This window comes from Lelliottia wanjuensis, from assembly GCF_030238365.1.
GTDB classification, from domain to species: Bacteria; Pseudomonadota; Gammaproteobacteria; order Enterobacterales; family Enterobacteriaceae; genus Enterobacter; species Enterobacter wanjuensis.
The window spans coordinates 37,809-63,202 of the sequence record NZ_JASSOT010000049.1 but is presented as its reverse complement, the minus strand read 5'-3'; the positions used below and the strand labels follow the sequence as shown (position 1 = coordinate 63,202).

Annotated in this window: 20 protein-coding genes; 12 read left to right on the top strand and 8 right to left on the bottom strand. The window is 54.1% G+C overall.

Annotation, left to right across the window (positions count from 1 at the left end):
• Positions 1 to 268: 268 nt before the first annotated feature.
• Positions 269 to 1,444, top strand: a complete 1,176-nt coding sequence (locus tag QQF33_RS05130) for an oligogalacturonate lyase family protein (protein ID WP_285143770.1) — start codon at positions 269 to 271, stop codon at positions 1,442 to 1,444.
• Positions 1,445 to 1,658: 214 nt separating this feature from the next.
• On the opposite strand, the gene QQF33_RS05125 is transcribed toward QQF33_RS05130, so the two are convergent.
• The 3 genes from QQF33_RS05125 to QQF33_RS05115 all read right to left on the bottom strand — a co-directional run bounded on the left by QQF33_RS05125 (position 1,659) and on the right by QQF33_RS05115 (position 4,809).
• The gene (locus QQF33_RS05125; protein WP_282494460.1) at positions 1,659 to 2,342 is read right to left on the bottom strand and encodes an oligogalacturonate-specific porin KdgM family protein; all 684 of its coding nucleotides are present in this window, start codon (positions 2,340 to 2,342) and stop codon (positions 1,659 to 1,661) included.
• 327 nt (positions 2,343 to 2,669) lie between these two features.
• Complete coding sequence (locus QQF33_RS05120; RefSeq protein ID WP_285157481.1) at positions 2,670 to 3,848, bottom strand: acetyl-CoA C-acetyltransferase; 1,179 nt, start codon at positions 3,846 to 3,848, stop codon at positions 2,670 to 2,672.
• A 94-nt stretch (positions 3,849 to 3,942) separates the two neighbouring features.
• Positions 3,943 to 4,809 carry a LysR family transcriptional regulator gene (locus tag QQF33_RS05115; RefSeq protein WP_285157480.1) on the bottom strand — a complete coding sequence of 289 codons (867 nt, stop codon included), beginning with the start codon at positions 4,807 to 4,809 and terminating at the stop codon, positions 3,943 to 3,945.
• 103 nt (positions 4,810 to 4,912) lie between these two features.
• On the opposite strand from QQF33_RS05115, the gene QQF33_RS05110 reads away from it, so the two are divergent.
• Positions 4,913 to 5,371, top strand: a complete 459-nt coding sequence (locus tag QQF33_RS05110; protein WP_285157479.1) for a multidrug/biocide efflux PACE transporter — start codon at positions 4,913 to 4,915, stop codon at positions 5,369 to 5,371.
• Between the two features lie 119 nt (positions 5,372 to 5,490).
• The gene (locus tag QQF33_RS05105; RefSeq protein ID WP_285157478.1) at positions 5,491 to 6,720 is read left to right on the top strand and encodes an amino acid permease; all 1,230 of its coding nucleotides are present in this window, start codon (positions 5,491 to 5,493) and stop codon (positions 6,718 to 6,720) included.
• A gap of 69 nt (positions 6,721 to 6,789) precedes the next feature.
• On the opposite strand, the gene QQF33_RS05100 is transcribed toward QQF33_RS05105, so the two are convergent.
• Genes QQF33_RS05100 through yjdI form a run of 3 tightly spaced genes read right to left on the bottom strand, consistent with a single transcriptional unit; the run spans position 6,790 to position 7,832 of the window.
• Entirely contained in the window at positions 6,790 to 7,335 is a 546-nt protein-coding gene (locus tag QQF33_RS05100) for a GNAT family N-acetyltransferase (RefSeq protein WP_285157477.1), read from the bottom strand.
• A complete protein-coding gene (locus QQF33_RS05095) occupies positions 7,319 to 7,591 on the bottom strand; it encodes a GNAT family N-acetyltransferase (RefSeq protein ID WP_285143773.1) in 273 nt (90 codons plus the stop codon). Before QQF33_RS05095 ends, QQF33_RS05100 begins: the two co-directional genes overlap by 17 nt.
• 10 nt (positions 7,592 to 7,601) lie before the next feature.
• Positions 7,602 to 7,832 (bottom strand): 4Fe-4S mono-cluster protein YjdI, encoded by a 231-nt coding sequence (gene yjdI, locus QQF33_RS05090; RefSeq protein ID WP_285143774.1) that lies wholly within the window; start codon positions 7,830 to 7,832, stop codon positions 7,602 to 7,604.
• A 674-nt stretch (positions 7,833 to 8,506) separates the two neighbouring features.
• Here yjdI and QQF33_RS05085 point away from each other — a divergent pair.
• The 9 genes from QQF33_RS05085 (at position 8,507) to QQF33_RS05045 (ending at position 23,256) form a co-directional block, all read left to right on the top strand.
• Positions 8,507 to 12,190 (top strand): Ig-like domain-containing protein, encoded by a 3,684-nt coding sequence (locus tag QQF33_RS05085; RefSeq protein ID WP_285157476.1) that lies wholly within the window; start codon positions 8,507 to 8,509, stop codon positions 12,188 to 12,190.
• A 68-nt stretch (positions 12,191 to 12,258) separates the two neighbouring features.
• Positions 12,259 to 14,358, top strand: coding sequence for a type I secretion system permease/ATPase (locus tag QQF33_RS05080; RefSeq protein ID WP_285157475.1), 2,100 nt, complete (start codon positions 12,259 to 12,261; stop codon positions 14,356 to 14,358).
• Positions 14,358 to 15,608: an HlyD family efflux transporter periplasmic adaptor subunit gene (locus QQF33_RS05075; protein WP_285157474.1), complete on the top strand. Its 1,251-nt coding sequence runs from the start codon at positions 14,358 to 14,360 to the stop codon at positions 15,606 to 15,608. Before QQF33_RS05080 ends, QQF33_RS05075 begins: the two co-directional genes overlap by 1 nt.
• Complete coding sequence (locus QQF33_RS05070) at positions 15,608 to 17,119, top strand: TolC family protein (protein WP_285150910.1); 1,512 nt, start codon at positions 15,608 to 15,610, stop codon at positions 17,117 to 17,119. Before QQF33_RS05075 ends, QQF33_RS05070 begins: the two co-directional genes overlap by 1 nt.
• Positions 17,120 to 17,154: 35 nt before the next feature.
• Positions 17,155 to 17,769 (top strand): response regulator transcription factor, encoded by a 615-nt coding sequence (locus tag QQF33_RS05065; RefSeq protein WP_285147716.1) that lies wholly within the window; start codon positions 17,155 to 17,157, stop codon positions 17,767 to 17,769.
• Between the two features lie 54 nt (positions 17,770 to 17,823).
• Complete coding sequence (locus tag QQF33_RS05060) at positions 17,824 to 19,101, top strand: HlyD family efflux transporter periplasmic adaptor subunit (protein ID WP_282494447.1); 1,278 nt, start codon at positions 17,824 to 17,826, stop codon at positions 19,099 to 19,101.
• Entirely contained in the window at positions 19,091 to 21,247 is a 2,157-nt protein-coding gene (locus QQF33_RS05055; RefSeq protein ID WP_285157473.1) for a peptidase domain-containing ABC transporter, read from the top strand. The genes QQF33_RS05060 and QQF33_RS05055 overlap by 11 nt, the downstream gene beginning before the upstream one ends.
• Positions 21,244 to 22,785, top strand: coding sequence for a TolC family protein (locus QQF33_RS05050; protein ID WP_285157472.1), 1,542 nt, complete (start codon positions 21,244 to 21,246; stop codon positions 22,783 to 22,785). The genes QQF33_RS05055 and QQF33_RS05050 overlap by 4 nt, the downstream gene beginning before the upstream one ends.
• A gap of 174 nt (positions 22,786 to 22,959) precedes the next feature.
• On the top strand, positions 22,960 to 23,256 hold the full coding sequence (locus QQF33_RS05045) for a DUF5862 family protein (protein WP_282494444.1): 297 nt from the start codon (positions 22,960 to 22,962) through the stop codon (positions 23,254 to 23,256).
• A gap of 183 nt (positions 23,257 to 23,439) precedes the next feature.
• On the opposite strand, the gene QQF33_RS05040 is transcribed toward QQF33_RS05045, so the two are convergent.
• Both QQF33_RS05040 and QQF33_RS05035 read right to left on the bottom strand, forming a co-directional pair.
• Entirely contained in the window at positions 23,440 to 24,093 is a 654-nt protein-coding gene (locus tag QQF33_RS05040; protein ID WP_282494443.1) for a helix-turn-helix domain-containing protein, read from the bottom strand.
• A 142-nt stretch (positions 24,094 to 24,235) separates the two neighbouring features.
• The gene (locus QQF33_RS05035; protein WP_282494442.1) at positions 24,236 to 25,312 is read right to left on the bottom strand and encodes a type 1 fimbrial protein; all 1,077 of its coding nucleotides are present in this window, start codon (positions 25,310 to 25,312) and stop codon (positions 24,236 to 24,238) included.
• Between the last annotated feature and the right edge of the window lie 82 nt (positions 25,313 to 25,394).

Here is a 25,394-nt window from a genome sequence, read left to right as displayed (position 1 = left end):
AAGTGTAGTTTGGATCACGATTGTTGAGAGTTGACGCGGCTTGAGATGTGTTCGAAGGGAAAACAGGACAGAACATTTATCATAGTAAACAATAAATTATAAAACCTTTAAGTTTTGACAGCAGAGAAAACATTCGCTGTTCAAAATCAAAGATACTCATCACCGCCGACAATTAATCTTACAAAGTGCGCCATCAGTCACACACATTGAAACGATGTTTTGATAATTTAATACTCAGTTTTTAACTTATCGCTTGAAGGAGCACATCATGGCTAAAGGTATGCGGGTCACGCTGAACTATGACGTCAGCCAGGATCCGGATACGGGCGTGGAAATCACCCGCCTGACCCCACCGGAAATCACCTGTCATCGAAACTACTTTTATCAGAAGTGCTTCTTTAATGATGGCAGCCACCTGCTGTTCGCCGGGGAGTTCGACGGCCACTGGAACTACTACCTGCTGGATCTGAAAAAAGCCGAAGCGGTGCAGCTGACGGAAGGCGCGGGGGATAACACCTTCGGCGGTTTTCTGTCGCCGGACGATAAGTCCCTCTATTACGTCAAAAACGATCGCACCCTGCTGGAAGTGAATCTTGAGACGCTGGTCGAGCGCGAAGTGTATCGCGTCTCCGACGAGTGGGTCGGCTACGGCACCTGGGTCGCCAACAGCGATTGCACCAAACTGGTCGGAATCGAGATCGCAAAAAGTGACTGGACGCCGCTCAACGACTGGAAAATTTTCCACGACTTTTTCCACAAAGGGCCGCACTGCCGCCTGCTGCGCGTGGATCTGAAAACCGGTGAAAGCGCGACCATTCATGAAGAGAAGAACTGGCTCGGCCACCCGATCTACCGCCCGTTCGACGACAACACCGTCGCCTTCTGCCACGAAGGGCCGCATGACCTGGTCGATGCGCGGATGTGGATGGTGAATGAAGACGGGAGCAACGTGCGCAAAGTGAAAGAGCACGCCGAAGGCGAGAGCTGCACCCATGAATTCTGGGTGCCGAACGGCTCCGCGCTGGTGTATGTCTCCTATCTGAAGGGCCAGCAGGGCCGCACCATTTACAGCTTCAACCCGGATACCGGCGTTAACGAAGCGGTGATGCAGATGCCCGCTTGCTCCCATTTGATGAGTAACTTCGACGGCACGCTGCTGGTCGGCGACGGCTCCGGCACGCCGGTGGATGTGAAAGACACCAGCGGGTATACCATCGATAACGATCCTTATCTTTATGCTTTTGACGTGGCGAAGAAAGCGCACTTCCGCATCGCCCGGCATGACACCTCCTGGGCCACCGTGGCGAACAGCCGTCAGGTGACTCACCCGCATCCATCCTTTACCCCGGATGATAAAGCGGTACTGTTCAGTTCCGATAAAGACGGCAAACCGGCCCTCTATATCGCGAAACTCCCCGAGCAACCTGAAATGTTGCATGCATGATTAGTTAGTGTTTCTGTAACTGGCCTTGCCCTCCTCCTGGAGGGCTTTTTTTTGGTGTTTGTTATTTTTCGTAGGCCCGATAAGCGAAGCGCCATCGGGCGCTTTTGCCGGGCGGCGCTGCGCTTGCACCGGCCTACAAAACCACGGAATCGAAATGCAAAAAGCCGGCTCACAGTGGAGCCGGCTTTTTCCCGGAGGTACTGCTTATTATTTTTTAGAAGGAATACGCCACACCTAAACGGAAACGGGTCTGACGCTCGTCGGTATCTTTCACGCCCACGTTGCCCACTTCCACATACGGTGCCCAGTTTTTATCCCATTTGTAAGCCAGCTTGGCGTTATATTCGTTAGAATAATCTTTATTGTTATTACGAATCATCCCTTCTGAACTCTTCGCATAAACATAATTCAGCTCGGTACGGAAATCGCCCATCACCCAACCCACCCACGCATCGCCACGATTCACTTTATCATCGTCTTTATTTGAGCTGGATGGGTAGCGGGTATATTCATAACGATAACGGGCAGCCACGTAGAAACCGCTGTCGAAACTGTATTGCAAATGCAGATTCGGTTTATAGATGGTACGGCTGTCATTACTTTCGATAGTAAATGCCGGTGTCAGCGCAATATTGTCGGTGGCTTTCCAGCGCCAGCTAATCTGGTCTTCATGGCCGTTACCCACGACATCAGCAAACGGCTGATCCGCTTTGTCGCCGCCGGATTTCCACTTCGCTTCCACGGAGAAACCTAAGCCATTGGCGAAGCGGTGTGACACGGAGACACGGTCGGCGTTAGAGCCGCTGTCGATATATTCGTGACGTAAGTCAACGGTCACAGCCTGAGCTGCAAAAGACGCACCAACGAGAGAAGCAAGGACCAGAGATTTCTTAAACATGCAAAAACCCTCAAGTAAATAAAATGATGTTTCGTTTTTATGAAATTGCATTTTATTTTTTAACCAACAGTATTTTAGTGATCAAGATCGTAATTATTTGTTTCACTTTTTTTGGCAAAGATCGACGTGACAGCCATCAACAAACGCAGGGCATTAAAAGGGAATTTCAGGTTTAAGATCACACAATGAGGGTATTTGATCAGAATACGAAGCTATTAGATTTAACCGGAGTCTTTAGAATCATCTCATAAGGGTAAAAATAGATTTCAGACGGATACAAAAAAGCCTCCAATAAGGAGGCTTCGTAAAAATGTTATTTCCTGCGAACTATCTTTCGATAGCTAACGCCACGCCCTGCCCGCCGCCAATGCACAGGGTGGCTAACCCTTTGCGCGCGTTGCGCTTGGTCATCTCATGCACCAGCGAGACCAAAATACGACAGCCGGACGCGCCAATCGGGTGGCCGAGCGCAATCGCCCCGCCGTTGACATTCACCCTGCTCGGATCCCACTCCAGCATTTTCCCGACCGAGATCGCCTGGGCAGCAAAGGCTTCGTTCACTTCAATCAGATCCACATCGCCAAGCTGCCAGCCCGCACGCTCCAGACAGCGACGCGTGGCGTACACCGGCGCGATCCCCATCAGGGCAGGATCGACGCCCACGCTGGCAAAGGCTTTGATGCGCGCCAGCACCGGAAGATTCAGCTCTTCGGCTTTGCTTTCGCTCATCATCACCACCGCCGCCGCGCCGTCGTTGATCGACGAGGCGTTGCCCGCCGTTACCGAGCCGAGCGTTTCAAAAGCAGGATTGAGCATCGCCAGCCCTTCGGCGCTGGCGTCCGTGCGCGGCTGTTCGTCGGTGTCGACAATCAGCAGTTGACCGTTTTGATGCAGCGTATTCACCGGCACGATTTCATCGCGAAAACGCCCGGAGTCGATGGCGGCGCGCGCTTTTTGCTGCGAACTGAGGGCGTAGGCATCCTGTAGTTCACGGCTGATGCCATACTCCCGCGCCAGATTTTCCGCCGTCACGCCCATATGATAATCGTTGAACGCATCCCACAGGCCGTCGTGTACCAGGCTGTCGAGCAGTTGGCTGTTACCAAGCTGTGCGCCGGTTCGACTGTCGGTGAGAACGTGCGGCGCGCGGCTCATGTTCTCCTGGCCGCCGGCGATGATCACGTCGGCCTCTCCGCACTGAATCGCCTGGGTCGCGAGATGCAGCGCTTTCAGCCCCGAGCCACAGACGTCGTTGATGGTGATCGCCGAGACCGTATTCGGCAGCCCGCCTTTCAGCGCCGCCTGACGCGCAGGGTTCTGCCCGGCACCCGCCGTCAGCACCTGGCCCAGGATCACTTCATCAATTTCATGGGCGGCAATCCCACTGCGTTCGACCAGGGCTTTCACGACCACGCTCCCCAGTTCAACCGCCGAGTGGCGTGCCAGCGCGCCCTGAAAACAGCCGATAGCCGTACGCAACGCACCCACTATCACGACATCTTTCATCTCTACCTCTGCGCAAAATGACACCGCTGATAGTAGATGCATTGTTATCAACAATTAACGTAATTGTTTAAAAAAAGTGAGTTTTGTCACAGGATTAGCGCGCGTCCTGCAGATACTGGCGCAGCCAGCTTCCGGCGACGCCTGGCGGACTGCGTTTGTTCCACAGAAGATCGATGGCGACCGAGCGCGGCCAGCCGGGAACGCTGATTTGCACCAGACTTTTGGCGGCGGCAAACTCCTCCACCAGCGCACAGGGCAACGCGCACCAGCCGAAGCCCTGCACCGCCATGCTCAGCAGCAACAGATAGTTAGGCGCAGACCAGATCGGGCCGCGCACCTGGGGGGTTTCGCGTTCCAGATAGGTGCTCAGCTGCAGTTCGCGCCAGCCGTGCAGTTCATCGACTTCCACCCGGCCCTGCGCCGCGAGCGGATGGGTGGTCGAGACATAGATCGCCATCTGGGTTTGCATTGGCAGGCGGATCACGCCGATCCCGGTGGGATATACGTCGCGCGCCTCCGTGAGGCCAATCTGCGCGCGCTCCTTTTGCAGAAGATCGATCACGTCCTCCTCCTCGCCAATCAGGCACTCAAACTCCGTGTGCGGAAAGCGCCTGTCGAACTGGATCATCAGCTCCTCCAGCACGTCCGGGTTGAGCGTGTCTGAGAGCACAAAGGTCAGCCGGGCTTCGGTCTGCGCCGTCAGGGAGACCGCCAGCTCATCCAGACGCGCGATGGCAGCCAGAATCGACTGCACGTAGCCCAACACCTGTTCGCCCTGCTCGGTTAAAACCGGCTGGCGCGCGGAGCGGTCAAAGAGCGCGAATCCGAGATCGGCTTCCAGATTGGCAATCGCGGTGCTGACAGTGGACTGGCTTTTACGCAGGCGTCGCGCCGCCGCGGAGAACGAGCCAGTGGCGACGGTTTCAACGAAGGCGTTCAGAGCTTCGGGGGAGTAGCGCATGAAGTATCTATTTTATCGATGGATAGTATCTTTTATATATCACAAATAACGATAAAAATAGCTCGCATCAACGCCCATTCCGGCGAATTCATGAGGTCAGGTTATGCAACACGATGTACAAAAACGAAAACTGCCGGAGCGCGTCTTCCACGCGGTGTGCTTCGAGGGGATTGCGACGGCGATCCTGGCGCCGACCGCCGCCTGGCTAATGCAGCGTTCGGTAATGGAGATGGGCGGACTCACCATTGTTCTGGCGACGACGGCGATGGTCTGGAACATCATCTATAACTTCGGCTTCGACCGCTTCTGGCCGGTTCACCGCGTTACCCGTACCGCGAAAGTGCGCGCCCTCCATGCCCTGGGCTTTGAGTGTGGCTTTATCGTGATCGGGGTGTCGATCGTTTCGGCGGTGCTCGGCGTGACGCTGCTACAGGCATTCACCCTAGAAATAGGTTTCTTCCTGTTCTTCCTGCCGTACACCATGTTCTATAACTGGGCGTACGACACGCTGCGCGATAAATTTATCAAGCGACGCCAGCAACGACGCGCCCTGGCGAACTGATCCCCACCAGGCCGGAAGCCCCTTCCGGCCTCTCCCCGCGACGTCAACTGCGCCTTCCATCCATAATTATGGTAAATTACGCTTCTTTTTGTTCGTTTTATAGTTGATACGTTGCTCTAATGTCGAAAATTTGGTCAAAAGAAGAGACTCTCTGGAGTTTCGCCCTCTATGGCACTGCCGTGGGCGCAGGAACCCTGTTCTTGCCCATTCAGCTCGGCTCCGCAGGCGCGATTGTCCTGCTGATTACGGCCCTCGTGGCTTATCCATTAACCTACTGGCCGCATAAAGCGCTGGCCCAGTTCATCCTGTCGTCGAACGCCAAAGGCAGCGAAGGGATCACCAGTGCGGTGACGCACTACTACGGCAAAAAGATCGGCAATCTGATCACCACGCTCTACTTTGTCGCCTTCTTTGTGGTGGTGCTGATTTACGCCGTGGCGATCACCAACTCGATCACCGAACAGCTGGCGAAACATCTGACCGTCGACACCACCGTGCGCGTGCTGGTGAGTCTCGGCGTGGTGATGGTGCTGAATCTGATCTTCTTAACGGGCCGCCACGTCACCATCAAAGTGATGGGGTTCCTGGTCTTCCCGCTGATCGCCTACTTCCTGTTTGTGTCGCTGTACCTCACCACCCGCTGGCAGCCGTCGCTGTTAACCAGCCAGATGGCGTTCGATCAGCACACCCTGCACCAGGTATGGATTTCTATTCCAGTGATGGTTTTCGCTTTTAGCCATACGCCGATCATCTCTACCTTTGCCGTCGACAGACGCGAAAAGTATGGCGATGCGGCAATGGATAAATGCAAAAAAATCATGAAGGTCGCGTACCTGATCATTTGCCTGAGCGTGCTGTTCTTTGTCTTCAGCTGCCTGCTGTCGATTCCGCCGTCGTATATCGTGGCGGCTAAAGAGGAAGGCGTGACGATTCTTTCTGCGCTCTCCATGATGTCGTCGTCCCCGGCCTGGCTGGGTATTTCGGGGATCGCAGTGGCGATTGTGGCGATGTCGAAATCCTTCCTCGGCACCTATTTTGGGGTGATTGAAGGGGCAACGGAGATCGTCAAGTCGTCGCTGAATCAGGTGGGGATTAAGAAGAGCCGCGCCTTTAACCGCGCCCTGTCGATCATGGCGGTGTCGTTCATTACCTTTGTGGTGTGCTGCATCAACCCGAACGCGATTTCGATGATCTACGCCATCAGCGGGCCGCTGATCGCCATGATTTTGTTCATCATGCCGACGCTTTCGACCTATCTCATTCCGGCGCTCAAACCGTACCGTTCTTTCGGCAATCTGCTGACGCTGATTGTCGGCGTGCTGTGCGTGTCGGTGATGTTTGTCGGGTAGCATTGATGTAGGCCGGGCAAGCGCAGCGCCCCCGGCAAAAAGCGCCCGATGGCGCTTCGCTTATCGGGCCTACACATTCCGCACTTTTCGATAGAGCACATGCTCCGCCAGACGATGATCGGGCGGGAGTGCCGGATGTAAAAACTCCTCTGCTCTGGTCATCCCCAGCCGTTTCATCAAACTCTCAGACGGCGTATTCAGCACCGAAGTAAACGAGACCACCTCGCCCAGCGCCAGCGTTTCAAAGCCAAACTCCAGCGCCGCCGCAGCCGCCTCGTGCGCCAGCCCCTGATGCCAGAAGGCTTTCGCCAGACGCCAGCCAATTTCGGTACAAGGCGAAAAGGCAAAACGATCGGGCTGAGGATGCAAACCGACGCAGCCGACAAACTCACCGCTCTCTTTGGCCTCAACGGCCCAAAATCCCCAGCCACGCTCGGCAATGCCCTCGCGGAATCGCCCGGCGAGAGTATCGCTCTCTTCGCGCGTTAAGGGCGCGGGGAAAAATCGCATCACCTCGGGATCGCCGTTCAGCGCCGCGAAAGGGGCCAGATCGGCGAGCGTCCACTGGCGGAGGAGCAGTCGGGGCGTCTCAATCTTCTCAGGCACGGATATCATCGTATTCCCGCGTCTTATCAAACTCGTGTTTGGCGAACGGACAGAGCGGGATAACCTTGCGATTTTCCGCCCGCATCCTTTCGACGACTTTCGCCACCAGCTGTTTGCCCACGCCCTGCCCTTTCAGACTGGCATCGACATCCGTGTGCTCAATGATGCTCAGGTGTTCTCCCGTCGGGACAAACACAATTTCGGCAACCTGATTACCCTGCGCATCGTTGACGTAAAACTTGTTATGGCCTTCCAGAATATCCATGGTTCCTCGCTTATTTCTGGCGGTACTTCAGCGCACCGCTCGGGCAGGTATCAATCACGCTCTTGACCGTTTCAACGTCCACTTCATCCGGGATGATCCACGGCTTACGTTTCAGATTAAACAGCTTGCTGCTGCCGCGCACGCAGTTTCCCGAGTGCTGGCACATTCCCGTATTGAAGTAGACATCAATTTTCTCACCGGTATACGCCCGGTATCCCGCTTCCAGTAAATCCTTATCCACGACAGTCTCTCAGTTATTGTTATAGGTTCGGGATAAGCATAGCGCTGATAAAGACGAATGTATTGGGTGACAGTCTCATGAGTTTCTACCTGGTAGCCGAATCACCTGACGTTGAGCCATTACCGCATCCGCTCTTTTTAGTTAAGCCTGGATTAAACTTATTACTGAATTATCTCAGCGCTTTATTTCGATGTAAAAACCGTCAATGTCATTCCCTTTTATATTTATCGCGATTTTTGCATCATGAATGATTCACGCATTATCTATTCATGATAAATATTAATTAATGAAAAACTATTATAAAACACAAACTTAAACCCCTTACTTTATTTACCCTTCTACTATGGCGATGTCAACTCGCTTGATGTCTTTTATCGGGCCATTCATGCCTTTCCCGTACTTTATGCGAATCAATTTATTTCTTGAACTTTTGAAGCCACTACTATAATTGTAGCATTTAAAAATTTTCATCGAAAAGTAAATAGCGTTTATCGCATTCCATTACGATATTTACGAAATAAGAGGATAAGATTCACCCTGTAAATTTCACTGTTATGCACTCTGTCTCGAATATATAGTAGCAAGCGTCAAAAAGGCGTAACTGGATAATTTCTGGCAAAAGACTCTTACTTCAAAGTAACTCGACAGAAACATAGCAATGGATGGAATGAAAAATGACGTTTAAACTTTTGATGCAGCAAACCGGACAACATGCGCATGAAATAGCCCTGTCGCAAAATAACAACACCACGTTCGTATCCGCCATGCCGGGGTCACGTTTTTCTATTGAAAAACAGGCAGGTGATATTCAGAACATGACGCGCAACGGGGAGCAGTTAGTGATCAACAGTGCCGATGGAAAATCCGTTGTGATTGACCATTTCTTTGGCCCTGCAAATAAAGATATGAAATCCCTGACCATGAATGACGTTGGCACCGGACATAAAGAATATGTTCTGGGTGATGAACATATTTATGCCAACGGTCAGCCCGTGGTTTCTTATCCTCCGGAACAATTACGGCAAATGGTATCCGGCCAGGAATATTATTCGCACCAGGCAGGTGAAGCAGCTGCCGCAGGAACGGGTGAACAGGACGGTAAATCGGAAGTCGACCCGCTGTGGGTGGCGCTGGGTCTGGGTGGCGTCGCTCTGATTGCCGGGACCATCGCCCTGCTGGCGAATAACGATGACGACGATGATGACCACCACAGCGACAGCAATGGTGGCGGCGGTGACGACGATAACGGCGGCGATACGCCGGTTCCGCCCGATCCTGATGCCAACAAAGGCTACGCCCATGCGGTAACGATGGATGTCTCCAACGGCTCCTCGCTGCATGGCACCACGGACACCCCCAACGCCAAAATCATGATCGACACCAACGGTGACGGGAAACCCGATTACACCGCCACCAGCGATGCGAAAGGTAGCTGGAGCGTACCGTCGTGCGAGCCGCATCTGGCGGATAACCAGAGCGTCACCGCCTGGGTCGTCGACGAAAACGGTGCTAAAAACCAGACTTCCATTACCGTCGATTTCCACGCGCCGGACGTGGTATCGCTGGATGTGACTACCGACCTGACGGCGTTGTCTGGCGTCACGGAAGCGAATGCGGTTGTCAGCCTTGATGTGGATGGCGACGGCAAAGCCGACTACTCCATCAAAGCCGACGCCCAGGGGAAATACAGCTTTGCTCTGGTCGATCAGGTCCTGATTCCGGGCACCTCGGTGCTGACCATCACCGACACCGCCGGGAACAGTACCACGGTACACCTGCCGCTGAACGCCGCGCCAACCATTCTCGGCATCAGCGATACGCCTGATGGCACCATCGAGATGACCAACAGCACCCTCAGCACCTCCCCGACGGTGCACGGGATGGGCGAGCCTGGCAGCGAAATTGACGTGGTGGACAGCAACGGCAACGTCGTCGCCACCACCCAGGTCGGCGCCGACGGCCAGTGGCAGATCACCCTCGATAATTTAGCGCAGGGCAGCAACACCTTCTCCGCCGTAACCCACGCGAGCGCCGAAGCGACCTCGTCATGCGATAACCAGACCTCTGCGATCACCGTTAACTACATCAGCGGTCAGGGCAATCTGAATGTGATCACCCCGGACGACGTGATCCACACGGTGGAAACCGATAACGGAATCAACACCACGCAGAGCATTACGCGCGCCATGCCTGGCGGCGGATATTTGATTGCCTGGGCCCAGCCGGAAAGCGCGGGCTCCGAATATTACGATATCAAAATCAATATCTACGATGATAAAGGCCAGGTGGTGAACACCCTGACAGTCGGTCAGGAAAACACCATGGACGGCTACACGACGACAGACGGCCTGCAGGGGCTGAACAACTTTGACGTGTCCGTCTCCCCTGTCGACGGCTCCATCACCGTGTTCTACGCGGAAGGCACGCCGGGCGATCTGGGCTACACCGGCACCACAGCCGTTTACGAGCGTTTCACCGCCGACGGCACGCCGATCACCGATGGTCCGCAGACCGTCGTGGCCACGGAAGATCAAGGCGGCCTGAACGGTCTGCTGGATTCGATTCTCGGCCAGCACATTGCCGATGCGATCAACGGCGCCGTGGATGTCGTCTGGAACGCCATCGATAAAGTGATTCAGCCGATCGGCGAGATTTTTGGCGTCGACATTGATGGGCTGGAAAAAACCCTGGTCGATGGCCTGAGCGATCGTCTCGCCAGCCTGCTCTACGGTTCGGGTACTTTTGGCGCGAACATTATCCAGATGGATGATGGCAGCGTGGTCTTTGTCGGCTCGCGTTATTCCGAAGGGCTGGATAGCGGCACCCTGATCGATCGTCTCGATATCAGCGGCTTTATCCACGATTTCTGCGATGACCTGGGGATGAGCAGTATCGGCGACTTCCTGTGCAAAGTGCTGGTTGAACCGATCGAGAACGTGGTCGACAGCATTCTTGAATGGGTAGATATCAGCACCGGCAGCGCCGGCAGCCTGGTCTGGGGCGTGGAATTTGCCCCGGACGAAAATGGCAACCTGGTGCAAACCACGGACTTCCAGTACGACCAGGTACGCAATATTGTCTCTGGCCTGGATGAAAACGGCTTTATCTCCGGGAGCGATCATAACGGCACGATCAACCAGATTGCCCAGTGGATCTTTGGCACCAACGGGGACTCCGTCGGCGCAAGCATCGGTCTGGACGGCACCCAGTGCGGGGAGAATACCTACGCGGTGATCTGGCAGTCGATGGGCAAAAACGCCGAGATGTCTGACACCACCACGCCGGAAATCAAAATCACGCTGGTGGACGCGACGACAGGCAAGCACATCACCAGTGACGTGGTGCTCTCGCATTCCGGTCTTGATCCAAAAATCGTGACGCTCGACGACGGCTCGCTGGTGGCGACTTACGTCAGCCTTAACCCGCAGGATCACGGCGATATTTACGCCCAGCATCTTAGCGTCTCTAACGGGCAGTTTATCGCGCTCGGCAATCCGCAGTGCGTGAACACCGTCACCGAGGGCACCCAGGGTCTGATCGACGGCACTTTTAAAGAGGCCTACGACGTCAGCGCGCTCGACAACGGCGGCTTTATTGTCACCTGGACCTCAACCGCCGCCGACGGCAAAGAGCATCTGGAAGCGCAGCTGTTCGATATGGACTGCGTGAAAGTGGGCTCGGAAATGCAGATTGATTCCGGCCACGGAAACGCCATCAACGACTCCAGCGTCACGGCTCTCGATGACGGCGGCTACGTGGTGAACTGGAGCGAAAGCAACCTGACCGACAACACCAGCACGGTGATGTACGCAATCTATAACGACGATGGCTCTTTACGCACCTCCGGGGCAGAGAGCGCCACGCCGGACAACGGTTCGGAATACCATCTGGCACCAGAGACGACGACCTTCACCGGCAGCGATGGCTCAGACGTTATTGACGCCCATCTGGCCTCCGCGACCGTCAACGGCGGCAACGGTGACGACCGCATTATGGTCGACAGCAACACCATTGCTCACGTCGACGGCGGCGCAGGCAACGATACGGTCGTTATCGCCAACGACGGCAACGTGAACAGCGACGCGCTGGCGAAATTCAGCCATATCGAAACCATTGATTTGAATGCCAGCAACGGGGCAAACACCTTAACGCTCTCCATCGACGACGTGCTTAAAACCACCTCGGGCGGCGATAAATTGTTTATTACCGGCGGGGCAAACGACACGGTGGATCTTGACCAGGAGAAATGGACGATGACCGCCACCGGGTGCAAAGACGGGCAATCTTACAATCTTTACACCTACGACGATGACCACCACACCCAGGTCTGGGTGCAGAACAACATGCAAATTGCATAATCACGTTATCTGAAGCCTGAGCGTAGAGAAGCGATTTTCTCTACGCTCTCAATCACAGGTCAAAATGGATGTTATTGTCTCGATGGAGTGCCGGGCTGACGATTGCAGCGCGGGAACTGAGCCTAAACGTTAGCGAAGATAATCTGGTCCACCTGGTTAAGCAGGGCCACGATGACGTTTCGCTTTTTAAAGCGATGGCAGAATATCTGGGGCTACAGTATCAGGAATGTCATCTTAAACTCTCGGCCCTGCCGGGGGAGCTATTTCCGCTCTGCATGCCGTTGCAGAATAATAAAATGGTGGTCGTCCACAGCGTTGAGCAGGATAAAGCGCTGGTCACTTTTGTGGAAACGCCAAAAATAAAAGTCGAGATCGCCCTCGATACTCTCGAACCCCAGCGGGAAGGCAGCGTCTGGATAGTTAAACGCACGCCCTTGTCGCAGGGATATAAATTACGCACTGCGGCCTATTCTGATAACCCGCACTGGCTGTGGAAATTAATTCAAAAAGATCTTCGCTTTTATGTGCTGATTACCGTCAGCGCCCTGTTTGGCAATATCTTAACGCTCGGCAGTTCCCTGTTTTCCATGCAGGTTTATGACCGCGTCATTCCTGCGCAATCGTTCTCTACCCTGTGGGTGCTGTTTGGTGGTGTGATCATCGCCCTGCTCTGCGACATGCTGCTGCGGCTGGCGCGCAGCAAACTGGCGGATGCTATCGGCAAACGGGCGGATATCTCCATGTCCTCGCTCTTTTACGCCCGCGCCATGAGCATTAAAAACAGCGCCACGCCGGAATCCACCGGCGGGTTTATTGCCCAGATCCGTGAAATCGAACACGTGCGGGAACTGCTCACCTCGACCACGGTGCTGGCGATTGTCGATATGCCGTTTATCACCTTGTTCCTCGGTCTGATCTGGATGATTGGCGGCTGGCTGGTACTGCCGACACTGCTGGCGATCCCGCTGATTGTGGTGCCCGGCATTATCATTCAGTGGCCGCTGGCCCGCCTGTCCGGGAAAGGCCACGAAGAGAGCGCCCAGCGTAACGCCATGCTGGTGGAGACCATTCAGGGTCTGGAAGATATCAAACTGACTCAGTCCGAAGACCGCTTTATCGGCCTCTGGGAGCACTGCGTCAGCACCGCCTCGCAAATCTCCCTCGAACAGCGCCGCTGGGGACACCGGCTCAGCAACTGGTGCCAGTTCGTGCAGCAAAGCGTCTACTCCTGCGTGATTGCCCTCGGGGTGTATCTGGTGATCGACAATACCATCACCACCGGTACGCTCATCGCCTGCTCGATCCTCTCTTCGCGCACCGTGGGGCCACTGGGGCAAATTGCCGGGGTGCTGACCCGTTGGCAGCAGGCGCGTATCTCCCTGCGCGGGCTAAATGATTTTCTCGAGCGCCCTCTCGAGCAGCGCGCCTTCACGGAATCCACCCACCTGCCGACCATCCACGGCCATTATGAACTCGCGAACGCGCGTTTTCGCTTCCAGCCCGACACCCAATGGTCGGTGGATATCGAAAAACTCTCCATCAAAGCCGGGGAGAAGATTGCCATTATCGGCAGCATCGGCGCGGGTAAATCGACGCTGCTGCGCGTGCTGTCAGGCATGGCGGATAACGCCGAGGGGGAAATCGCCCTCGACGGCGTGTCGATGAGCAACCTCTCCGTCAACGATCTGCGCAACGGCATGAGCTACCTGCAGCAGGATGCCCAACTGTTTCGCGGAACGGTGCGGGATAACGTGCTGCTGGGAAATCCGCATGCCAGCGCTGAGGAGATCGTCAAGAGCCTGACGCTCTCAGGCGCGGCCGGGGTGTTACGCAACAATCGCGGGCTGGATCTGCCTATCTCCGAAGGGGGAAAAGGGTTGTCCGGTGGTCAGCGTCAGGCGCTGCTGCTGGCCAGAACACTCATTCAGAACGGCAATGTATTACTGCTGGACGAACCCACGGCGTCGATGGATGAAGTCACCGAAATGCACGTGGTGAATGCCCTGCAAAAACATTGTCAGGCCAAAACCCTGGTGGTGGTGACCCATCGCCACGCGCCGTTAAAACTGGTGGATCGAATTATCGTCATGGACCGCGGAAAAATTGCTGCGGATGGCCCCAAAGAACAGGTGCTCCAGCAGCTGAATTCGAACAAAAGGATTGCCTGATGAGCTTCTCTTCTCAGACCCCGATCAGGGACAGCTATTACGCCCAGATTAAGGGCAGCATCATGGTGATTGCCATTATCGTGCTGACCATCACCGCGCTGCTCATCTGGAGCCAATTCGCGCTGCTCGATGAGGTGACCACCGGACAGGGTAAAGTGATTACCTGGAGCCGCTCGCAGGTGATTCAGTCCCGCGACGGGGGCGTGATCCGCGCCCTGCTGGTGCGTGAGGGCGACCACGTCAACGCCGGGCAGCGCATCGCCGTGCTGGACTCCACACGCTTTCAGGCCGGTTTTAATGAAATTGGCTCGCGGGTCAAAGCCCTCGCCGTGGCGGTCGCCCGATTACAGGCCGAAATATCCGGCATTGACGGTCAGGCGGTCACGCCCGACTATGTGGATATCCTCAGGAAATATAACGTCGCCGAAAAAGACGCTCACCAATTATCTGATGAGGATATTCTGGCGGCCAACAAAGATATTATTACCCACGAGTCGTCTCTGTATACAATGCGCCACAAAGCGCTGCTCGAATCCATTACGGGCATGGAAAGAAGCCGCCAGCTGGCACAAAACGAGCTGAATATGACATTACCTCTGGTGGCCAAAGGCGCCGTTTCAGAGGTGGAAGAATTACGCCTGCGTCGTGAAGTTTCCGATCTGGTAAATAAAATTAACGAGACGCGCAACAGCTGGTATGAACAAAGCAAAGCCGAGCTGGTAAAACAAAAAACCGAACTCGACTCGCTTTATTATCAGCTATTACAGCGCGGCGACCAGCTATCGGGAACGACTATTTATTCGCCGGTGAAAGGCGTGGTGAAAGATGTGCAGATCACCACCGTGGGCGGCGTGCTGGAGCCGGGCGGGAAATTACTTGAGGTGGTGCCGTCCGAAGATCAGTTACTGATTGAGGTGAAAATAAACCCGCGCGATATCGCGTTTATCCATCCGGGTCAGAAAGCGGTGGTGAAAATCAGCGCCTATGAGTCCTCGATTTACGGGACCATGAAAGCCGTCGTGGATCGTATTTCCCCGGACACGCTGGCCGACGAAACCCATCGGGACCAGTTTTATTATCAGATTGACGTTCGCACTGCGCAGTCATCCCTGTTTAGCAAAGACGGAAAGGCCCATGAAATATCGCCCGGCATGATCGCCACGGCCGATATTTCGACGGGACAAAAAACCGTCTTCGATTATCTGGTAAAACCATTAAACAAAGCTAAAGAAGCTTTAAGAGAACGCTAATGAAAAAATGGATTGTATCATTATGTGGCCTGTTCTCTGGCATTGCCTCGCAACCGGCTACTGCCGAATCGCTGGTCCAGGCATTGCAGCAAGGGATTTCCCGTTCGCCTTCTTTGCAATATTCCTTAAGCCAGATCTCCGCCAGCGAAAGTTCTGTCAATCAGGCCCGCAGCGGATGGCTGCCAAATATCAGCGTCTCCGCGGGGCAACAGGCGACGGGAGAAACATCTGATACCGGGGATAATCAGTATGCGCTGACGGTCCAGCAAAATTTATTCGATTTTGGCCGCACCGGCGACCGGGTGGATAACGCGAAATACAACAAAGGCTCGCAAATCTGGAAAGCGATTGACGATGCTGAAACCGTCTCCTCAAAGGTGGCGGAGAGTTATTTCAATATCCTGAAGGGCCAGCACCTGCTGCAAAACAATATCGCCGAAATGGTCGAGCATAAAAGGATCCTTGAGCTTGCCGTGGCGCGCGCCGAAGGCGGCGTGGATAACCAGGGCGACGTGCGCCAGGTCGAAGTGAGGATCCGCGGCCTGGAGGCGAGCGCCGAGAGCATTCAGGCTCAGCTGCAGGCAGCGGAAAACGAGTACCAGATTCTGGTCGGCGCGCCGTCCGGCGTGCTGGAAGACACGGACCTGACCTTTCTCGATCGGGAAATCAGCAAAGACCTGCGGGAGCTGATCAGGGTTTCACCGCAGATCCGGGCGCTGCAGATGGAGCAGGCGGCTGTCAGCTCGCAGTATCAGTACGTGCGCAAAAGCTGGCTGCCTCAGCTCTCGGTCTCCCTGTCGCAGGGCAAAACATCCATTTATGGCGCGAATGATACTCAGGTGATGTTCAACGTCACCAGCAATGTGTTCGACGGCGGGAATACCTTCTTCCAGGCGGAGAACGCGGCAAAACAGGTGGAATCTGCGCGCTGGAACGTGCAGAAATCGATGGAAGATAACGCCACCAACGTGTCAGAAAGTTTTCAGCAGGCGTTGGGCTATAAACAAGAAGCGGCTATCTACAAGGTGCGTGAAACCCAGTCGAAACAGGTGATGTCTCTGTATAACGATCAATATCGCGTTAACCGCCGCTCGGTTCTGGATCTGTTAAATGCCGCTCAGGAGTATTACCAGACCATCGACAGCCAGATAAACAGCATGGCGAGTTACCAGATCACGATGCTCAGGGCGGTCGCAAAGCTTGGGAAAATAAACCAGGCCTTTGGCATTCATGTGGCAATAGACAAAGATCAGGATATTGAGTCTGCGCTGAACGATCAGCCTGATATCGTTGACAATCAAGAGACAGACTCGACGATTCCGCAAAACATCGTGGATAGCGCCCCGCCTTCTTTACCTGCGGTAACAGATAAGGTTAATACCTCCGCTGCAATGGAAAGCAGCGGACTTTCTGTTCCCACGACTCCGCCCGTCAGTGCGGTAAAAAATCAATCCGCCGCCTCCGGCGCGATAAAAGATATAGAAGATCCTTTAGCTATGTTGTCCCCCTAATGTAATTCACCATATTTTTATAGCGAGAATGGATAATGGAACTGTCTAAAAAGAAGATCTTTGTGTACTCGTCGAATAATTTTATTACCTTCACTATTAAGGAGATTTTGTCGAAAAATTTTGACTACGAAGCCATTTGTATGCCGTTGCCAAAAGAGAACGTCGCCGACATTCTTCATGACAACGCATGCGAGACGATTATATTTGATTCGTCGTTGCTGTTTGATACGACCTTCAGGAAAGATTTACATTCTCGTACCCATTTGAAAGCGATTATTTTAGTGAATGGCGAAGTGGATTATAGCCTGCGACAAATCATCAGCAGCCACGCGGACGGCATGATTGATTGCACTTTCGATATGGATATTATCGTGCTGATCATTACGGCGGTGATGAAAGGATTCCAGTGTCTGCCAAAATCTCCGCTTAAAGACGTCAATCTGAATTCACAGCTTTCACTTCTGACCCAGCGGGAAAGAGAAGTTCTGCATTTTGTTTCGCAGGGCGTTTCCAATAAGTCTATCGCTGACTTTCTGGGTGTGAGTTACAAAACCGTGTGCGTTCATCGCTATAACATTATGTACAAACTCAAAGTGGATAAACTCTCCGCCGTCTCCAGTACGGACAAATTAAGCAAACCTGCTGCGTAATTGCAGCGGATTGAGAATCAACCTACGGATTCACTGTTTTATAAAGAAGGAACTATGGGATTATTTCGCCAGGAAGTGACTGAATCCAGAAGACGTCACTGGCTGGGAGAGGTGATTATTGCCTCTCCGCCATCGTTACGCCTGAGCGCGTATATTGCGCTGGGCATTGTCTTTGTGCTGATTTTATTTATCTACTTTTTTTCGTATACCCGAAAGCAGCAGGTTTCCGGAGTATTAATGCCGGATAAAGGGATCATCCGCATCTATAGCCCGCAGGCGGGGTCCGTCAAAAACGTCTTCGTTAAAGAAGGGGACAAAGTCACGCTGGGGGAGCCTCTTTTCGTCCTTTCAAGCGACCGCTCCCTTGAGGGAAAAGATGCCACCCAGGAGACCATCAGCGAGCAAATCCGCACCCGGCTGAAACTGTTCAATAACACCCTGCGTGAAGTGGAGGGCAGCTGGATCACCGATAAAACGGCCTCCGAACGCCAGATCCAGCAGTTGACCGAGCAGGTCAAACTCCAGGAGCAAGAGAGCAATAATCAGCTGATGCTTTCGCAGCTCCTCAATAAACGGGTCGCGCAATATCAGGAGCTGTGGGGGAAAGAGTATGTTTCGCTGGAGCAATTTCAGCGCGTCAAAGAGGAGAGCCTGCGCCAGAACGGCGCGCTTGAGACCAGCCGCAGCGCGCTGATTAATAGCCGCCGTGAATTAATTCAGCGCACCAACGAGCAGCTCCAGCTGGAGAGCAACTATCAGAAACAGCGCAATGACATCGCCAGCAAGATCGCCTCCACCGAGCAAGAGCTGACGGAGAGCGAGTCCAAAAGGGAGATTATTATTCGCGCCACCAAGCCTGGGACGGTCACCGCGCTGACCGCGACCGCCGGGCAATATTTTGATGGCCACGCCCCGCTGTTAAGCATTATCCCGCAGGACTCCCGGCTGCTGGCGTATCTCTACGCGCCGAGCTACGCCGTCGGGTTTATTCGCCCGCACAGCGACGTCTGGCTGCGCTACCCCGCCTGGCCGTGGCAGAAATTCGGTCAATATCATGGCGTGGTGGTGAGCGTCTCAAAAGTCGCGCTGACGCAAAACGAAATGGATCTCTTTGAAAACAAAGAGGCGGGCGCCCCGCTCTATCGCATCGTGGTCCAGCCGGACGCGCATTACGTCAATGTCTACGGTCAGAAAATGGAGCTGCAGGCCGGCATGCAGCTCGAAGCCGATGTGGTGCGCGAAAACCGACGCTTATATGAATGGATATTTGAACCGTTGCTCAAAATGGCACCGTCAGAGTTAGTGAGTCAGGGGAAAGGGAATGCTCAGTAAATTACAGGCCATCAACTTTGGCTTTCGCAGCAAAGCACTGCCCATGGTGCTCCAAACCGAGGCCGCAGAATGTGGCCTCGCGTGCCTGTGCATGGTGTCGGCGTGGCATAACAACGTGCTGGATCTGCGCCAGATGCGCCGCGAGCATGGCGTCTCGCAAAAAGGGTTAACGCTCAATCAGCTGGTGAATGTGGCGCGCGACCATCAGCTTGCCAGCCGCTCGCTGCGCCTGGATATGGCCGAGCTGAGCCAGCTCCGGCTGCCCTGCGTATTGCACTGGGACATGGTGCATTTTGTCGTCCTGAAAGAGGTGGGAAGCAAACACTGCGTGATCCACGATCCGGCTATCGGCCCGCGCGTGGTCTCGCTGGCGGACGTGTCGGCCTCATTTACCGGCGTGGCGCTGGAGCTGTGGCCGGACAAAGATTTCACCCATACCGCGCCGCCGCTGAAAGTGAAGTTTGGTCAGCTGATTGGCCGCATCGTCGGGCTGAAATCCAGCGCGGCTTACGTCATCGCGCTGGGGCTTGCCATTGAGTTTATTACCCTGCTGCTGCCGCTCTTTTCCCAGTGGACGATTGATGATGCGATCGTCTCGAGCGATCGCCATCTGCTGCTGGTTCTGATGCTGGGATACGCCCTGACGCTGCTGATCAAACAGGTGATGTCGATGATCCGCGCGTGGGTGATGATCTACATCACCACCTCGATCCGCGTGCAGTGGCAGGGCAGCGTGTTTCACCATCTGCTGAGACTCCCGGTCGCCTTTTTCGAGCGGCGGCATCTGGGGGATCTGGTCTCGCGTTTTGGCGCGGTGGAAGCCATCCAGGGAACCCTCTCCTCCTCGTTTCTGGTCGCCGTGCTCGACGGCCTGCTCAGTATTATCACGCTGGTGATGATGCTGCTTTACAGCCCCATGCTGACGCTAATCCCTTTGCTGGTGATCGGTGCCTATCTGTTGGGTCGTCTGATCTGGTATCGGCCGCTGCGCAATGCGTCTCAGGAGCAGATTATCCACGCCGCGAAGCAGAACTCGCACTTTCTGGAAACCCTGCGGGGCGTCAAAACGCTCAAGCTGTATCAGAAAACGACCCTGCGTTCCGACGAATGGTTAACCCTGCTGGTCAATCAGCTCAACGCGGGCGTGAGAACCCAGAAACTGCAGATTTACTATCAGCAGCTGAACAGCATTCTTTTCTCGCTCGATAATCTTCTGGTGCTGGGAATTGGCGCGTCGATGGTGATCGACCAGGTCTTCACCGTCGGTTTGCTGATGGCGTTTATCTCCTACAAGGGCCAGTTTCTCGAGCGCGTGCGCAATCTGATCGATAACGCCTTTGCCCTGCGCATGCTCTCGATTCAGACAGAGCGGCTGGCGGATATCGTGCTCAGCGACCCGGAAGAGAGCGAAATCAGCCACGTCGGGCTGCCGGTGGATCGCAGCGCCCCGGCGCTGACCTTTAGCGCCCTCTCCTTCCAGTACGCCCCGCAGGAGCCGCTGGTGCTGGATGAGGTCTCATTCACGGTGGCCGCCGGAGAGTGCGTGGCGATCATGGGCACATCGGGCTGCGGGAAAACCACGCTCGGACAGCTTGCCCTCGGCTGCCTTCAGCCTACGCAGGGCGAGATCCTGATCGACGGCGTGCCGCTGCCCAAGTTTGGCGTGGAATCCCTGCGCAGTATCAGCGCCGCGGTGCTGCAGGACGACGTTCTGTTTGCGGGCACCATCATCGACAACATCACCTTTGGCGATGCCAATGACGACATGGCCTTTGCCGTCCAGTGCGCGGAAATGGCGGCCATTCATCATGACATCATGGCGATGCCGATGAAGTACAACACCCTGGTCGGCGACATGGGGGCCGCGCTTTCCGGCGGGCAAAAACAGCGCCTGTTTTTAGCTCGCGCCTTATACCGCAGGCCCGCGTTTTTACTGCTCGATGAAGCGACCAGCCATCTCGACCTGTTCCTGGAGAAAAAGGTCAACGACGCCCTGCGTCAGCTGCGCATCACCCGGCTGATGATTGCGCACCGACCGCAGACGCTGATGATGGCCGACCGGGTCATCGTCATGGAGGGTGGCCGCGTGGCGGGCGACAAAACCCCGGCAGACATTTTCAACCCGACGCAGGGAGAACGCCCATGATGCGCCTGTTTTCACTCGTGGCGCTGATGCTGGCTGGCGTCATCAGCGCGTTCGCCATCGCAGAGGATAACCTGCAGCAGCTTCTGGACAGCGGCGAGCAAAGCCCCACCGCGCCGAATGCCCAGACCACCTCGCCGGAAACCCTGGCGCTGCTGGATAAGCTCCAGCTGGAAAGCACCGATCGCGCAGCGCCGGTCGCCAAAGAGATCGCCATGCCCTCTCCCGTCAAAGCCCCGGAGTGGCTGCTGAACGAGGAGAATGATATCGAAGAGGCCTGCAATATCACCTCGACAACCAGCGTGAAGCATTTTGCCCAGGCCCTGACGCTGGCCCTGTGTCAGGACCCTGGCATGCGCAGCCTGGCGCTGAACATGCGCCACTATCTGTATGATTACAAAATGAGCCAGGCGAGCTGGATGCCGGACATCAACGCCATTTTCAGCTCCGCCAGCGAAAGCGACAGCTACGCTTTCCAGCATTCGGGCAGCCAAAAGCAGACCGACCGGACGATGAACTCCGGGGTGGAGCTGAACTGGCTGCTGTTTGATTTCGGCAAACGCGAAGCGCTGATTAGCCAAAAGCAGGATCTGTGGCTGAGCAATCGCTACCAGGCGCTGTCGGGCCTGCAGGATTTTGTCATCTCTTTTGCGCAGACTTATTACCAGGTACTGGCGAAGCGCACCATCCTCTCTGCCGCGAAGCAGAACGAGATGATTGCGCGCAAAACCTGGGACACCACGCAGAACAAATACCGCTCCGGCGTGGGCGTGCTGGCGGATGCGCTGCAGGCGGAAAACGTGTTGCTCTCTGCCACCCAGGACCGGGTGCAGAGTGAGGGGGATTACCAGCAGTCCATTGGTCAGCTCGCCAGCGCGTTAAACTTCCCCGTCGACAGCCAGATCCATCCGGAAGATAACCTCGAGGTGCCGTCGGACACGCAGATGATGGCCCTGAAGCCGCTGCTGGACGAAGCGGTAAAACAGCACCCGATGATCCTCGCCGCCAGGAAAAACATCGAAGCCGCGGACGAACAGCTGAATCAGGCGCAGCGGGATTTTCTGCCGTCCATCTCGCTACAGGCCGGGGTTAACCGGGAAGTGTCGTCTCTGGACCAGAACCGATACGAGCCGCTCAACCGAACCGACTCGATGTTTGTCGGCCTGAACGTCTCGGTTCCGCTGTTCTCGGGTTTTCGCCGCTATAACCAGCTGCAGGACGCCCACGTTCAGCAGGCGTTATCCCAAGAGGATTATCAGCATGTTGTGAATGATGTCGGGCTGAAAACCTGGAACGCCTGGCAGAAACTGAATACCACTAACCACAACCTGCGGTTGATTTCCCAGCGCCTGAAAACGGCGCGCAGGGCTTATGATATTGCCAACGGGCGTTATTTAACCGGCGTGGGATCGATTATTGAACTTCTGAATACCCAGCAGCAATTATCGACGACCGAAATCGACGAAGCGAATATTCGAATCGCCTGGTATCTCCAGCGACTTTCGCTTTTATCGGCTGTGGGTAAATTAACTTTATATTGATAACTTACGCACTAAATTAAAGACAATGAAATATTCAGTCATGCCCCCCGGAATAATAAATACCTGTGAATTTGCCTATACAATATATTTGATTTAGCGATAATTGTTCCTGTCATTCAAATAGACGAATGACAGGTATTTACTGGCAATGGATATTATAAGGACATTAAAAAAATGCGTGAATTGAATCAAGCTGAAGTCGAAATGGTAAACGGTGCGTGGGCATCTTCTCTTGGCGATGCGATTGAAGGTGCTGTATATGGCGCGGGTGCAGGTTTTTGTACCGGTCTGGCATTAGGTGGCATCAACACCAAATCCGATGGTCTGGGCTTTGGCGTGATCGCTCAGGGCGTTGGCGCGGTGGTCGGTAGCGTGGTCGGCACCGTTGTCGGTGGCGTGGGCGGCTTCCTGTATGGCAAAGACGACATCACCACTTTCGTTGACGGTTACACCGATCAGATTGGTGGCTAAGACTGCCTGACGGAATGGCGATTCTGGCCGCCATTCTGCGGGTGATGCTTAGGGAGGTGGCTTAATCAGCCACCTCCTTTTGTGTAGCCCCCATAAAAAAGGGTCTCTGACCGAATAACCGAATCAGAGACCCTTTATTTTGTACACTAAACATAATGACGTTTGACCTCTTAATACCTTACCTTATTCGTTATCTTCCAGACCCTCGACTTTTATCAGTACTTTGTCATCCAGCACTATTTTCCCTTGGGCCTTCAGCTCTGCGACAATTTTCATGACGTAGCTACGCGACAATAAGGTTCGGTCAAGAATATAGTTCGTCAGCCCCACCTTCCTGCGTACTTCAATGGGCTCATCCATTAACGCATAAATCTGTTTGCAGATAATACTGAGCCCAGAACGGGCGGTCAGTTTGACATTGTGATCATTTAAACGGTAAGCGGTATACCCTATTAGGGTGGCTAAATGCTGCCACAAATTATTGTCACTAATGATCTGTCGCGCAGCGCTGGCATCTAACTTCATTGCGATACAATCGGTTTCTGGACGCCAGTAATATTCTTCATTCAGTGGAAACAGAATACTGGTGAGCCCCACAATCATCGGCGCTCGCGAGGTCGTGAGCACCAGATTATCCCGGTTTCGGCAAATTAACCCACGCCCTTCAAATACCAGATAGCAGACGGGTTTCCCGGACTGAACGAGCATTAACTTTTTATTTTTTGTACAGTCAAAGAAAGTCGCAAACGGCGCTAAAGCTTCCATGATCACCTGGTAATCATGTACAGGTTTTTTAATTAACTCAAATTTAGAAAAAACATAAGATTTATCGCACATAGTCAACTCATTTATATAAGTTTTTTAAGAGAGAGTGCGTAAATTAAGGAGCGTTACGCATATTTATTATAATTGAATTCCTCCATAAAACGAATATGGATCAAATTTTGTTTTAAGAACGAAACCGGTAAAGTGAGCATAATCAATTATAGGTCAGTGTCAGCGTCGCTGTTGCATTCGCATTTCCGGCAGTCACGGTTGCAGCCGTTTTATAATAGACGGCGCTAAAGACGAGCTGCTCCTGCGCCTGAGCGCCACCGCTGGTGTACTCGCTTCCGCTTCGGGTTGAACTGACAACGGCAACGTTTTTATTTAAAGGCAAACCGTCGCTTCCGCTATCATAGGTGCGGGTTTTCAGCCCCAGCTGCACGCCGATCCCGGACGCCACATCGCTATTACCGGCACCGGTCAACGCCATCACCGTATGGTTGGCATTATCACCCGAAGCTTCCACGGCGGTGACTGAAAGCGACACATTGGTGCCAGGCTCACAGGTCAGATTCACGGTTTGATCCGGCGCAGAGCCCGCCCTGGTTTGTGCATCAAAATCCGTTACGTTTAAGGTATTAAAATTAAAGCTAATTTGTGACGTATCTGCATTGCAGCCAATGGCTTTTAACACCACCTGCGTATTCTGTAGCACGATATTCGACGCAATATCACCATCTGCACTGTGACTGGCGCTTTCACGGAATTCAACCTGTGCCAGCGTGCCGGTGACCTGCAGCGTTCCAGGGGTGATAGGCCCACCGGTGGCGACAAGTTCAACCAAATACTGAGAGTTGCGCAACGTGTGATCATCTTTTGTGCCGCTGCCGGAGTGCCAGTTGTTATCCACTACCGTCGCACCGTCATTAGGCCCCGCCTGGTTCATCGTCGTGACACGCACACCCAGGCCATTGATATTGGTTGGCATAATTTGTGTTCCCGCCGCGGCATCCACCTGAGGCGAGCCGAGATAAAAAAAGCCGACAACATAGGATCTGCCGCAACCCTGGATAGTCAGCTGATCGTTGTTGCCCGGGGACCAACCTGTAGTCGCAATCACCGTACCGGCAGTGTAATTATCATTCGTGATGACAATACTCGGCGGAAGACTCGCGAACGATGTTGAAATATCTTTATCATCAAAGAGCCCGCCCCCGCGCTTGCAGGCGGCGTGGCCAACCGTTGAGAAAAACAGCGCCAACGTCAGCACCAGAAATAATTTTATGTTCATAAATAAACGATTCTTCATAAGAGGGGAAGCAGATTTAACTTAAACCGTCAGAAATACAGTTTTGTTAAACACTACAGTTATG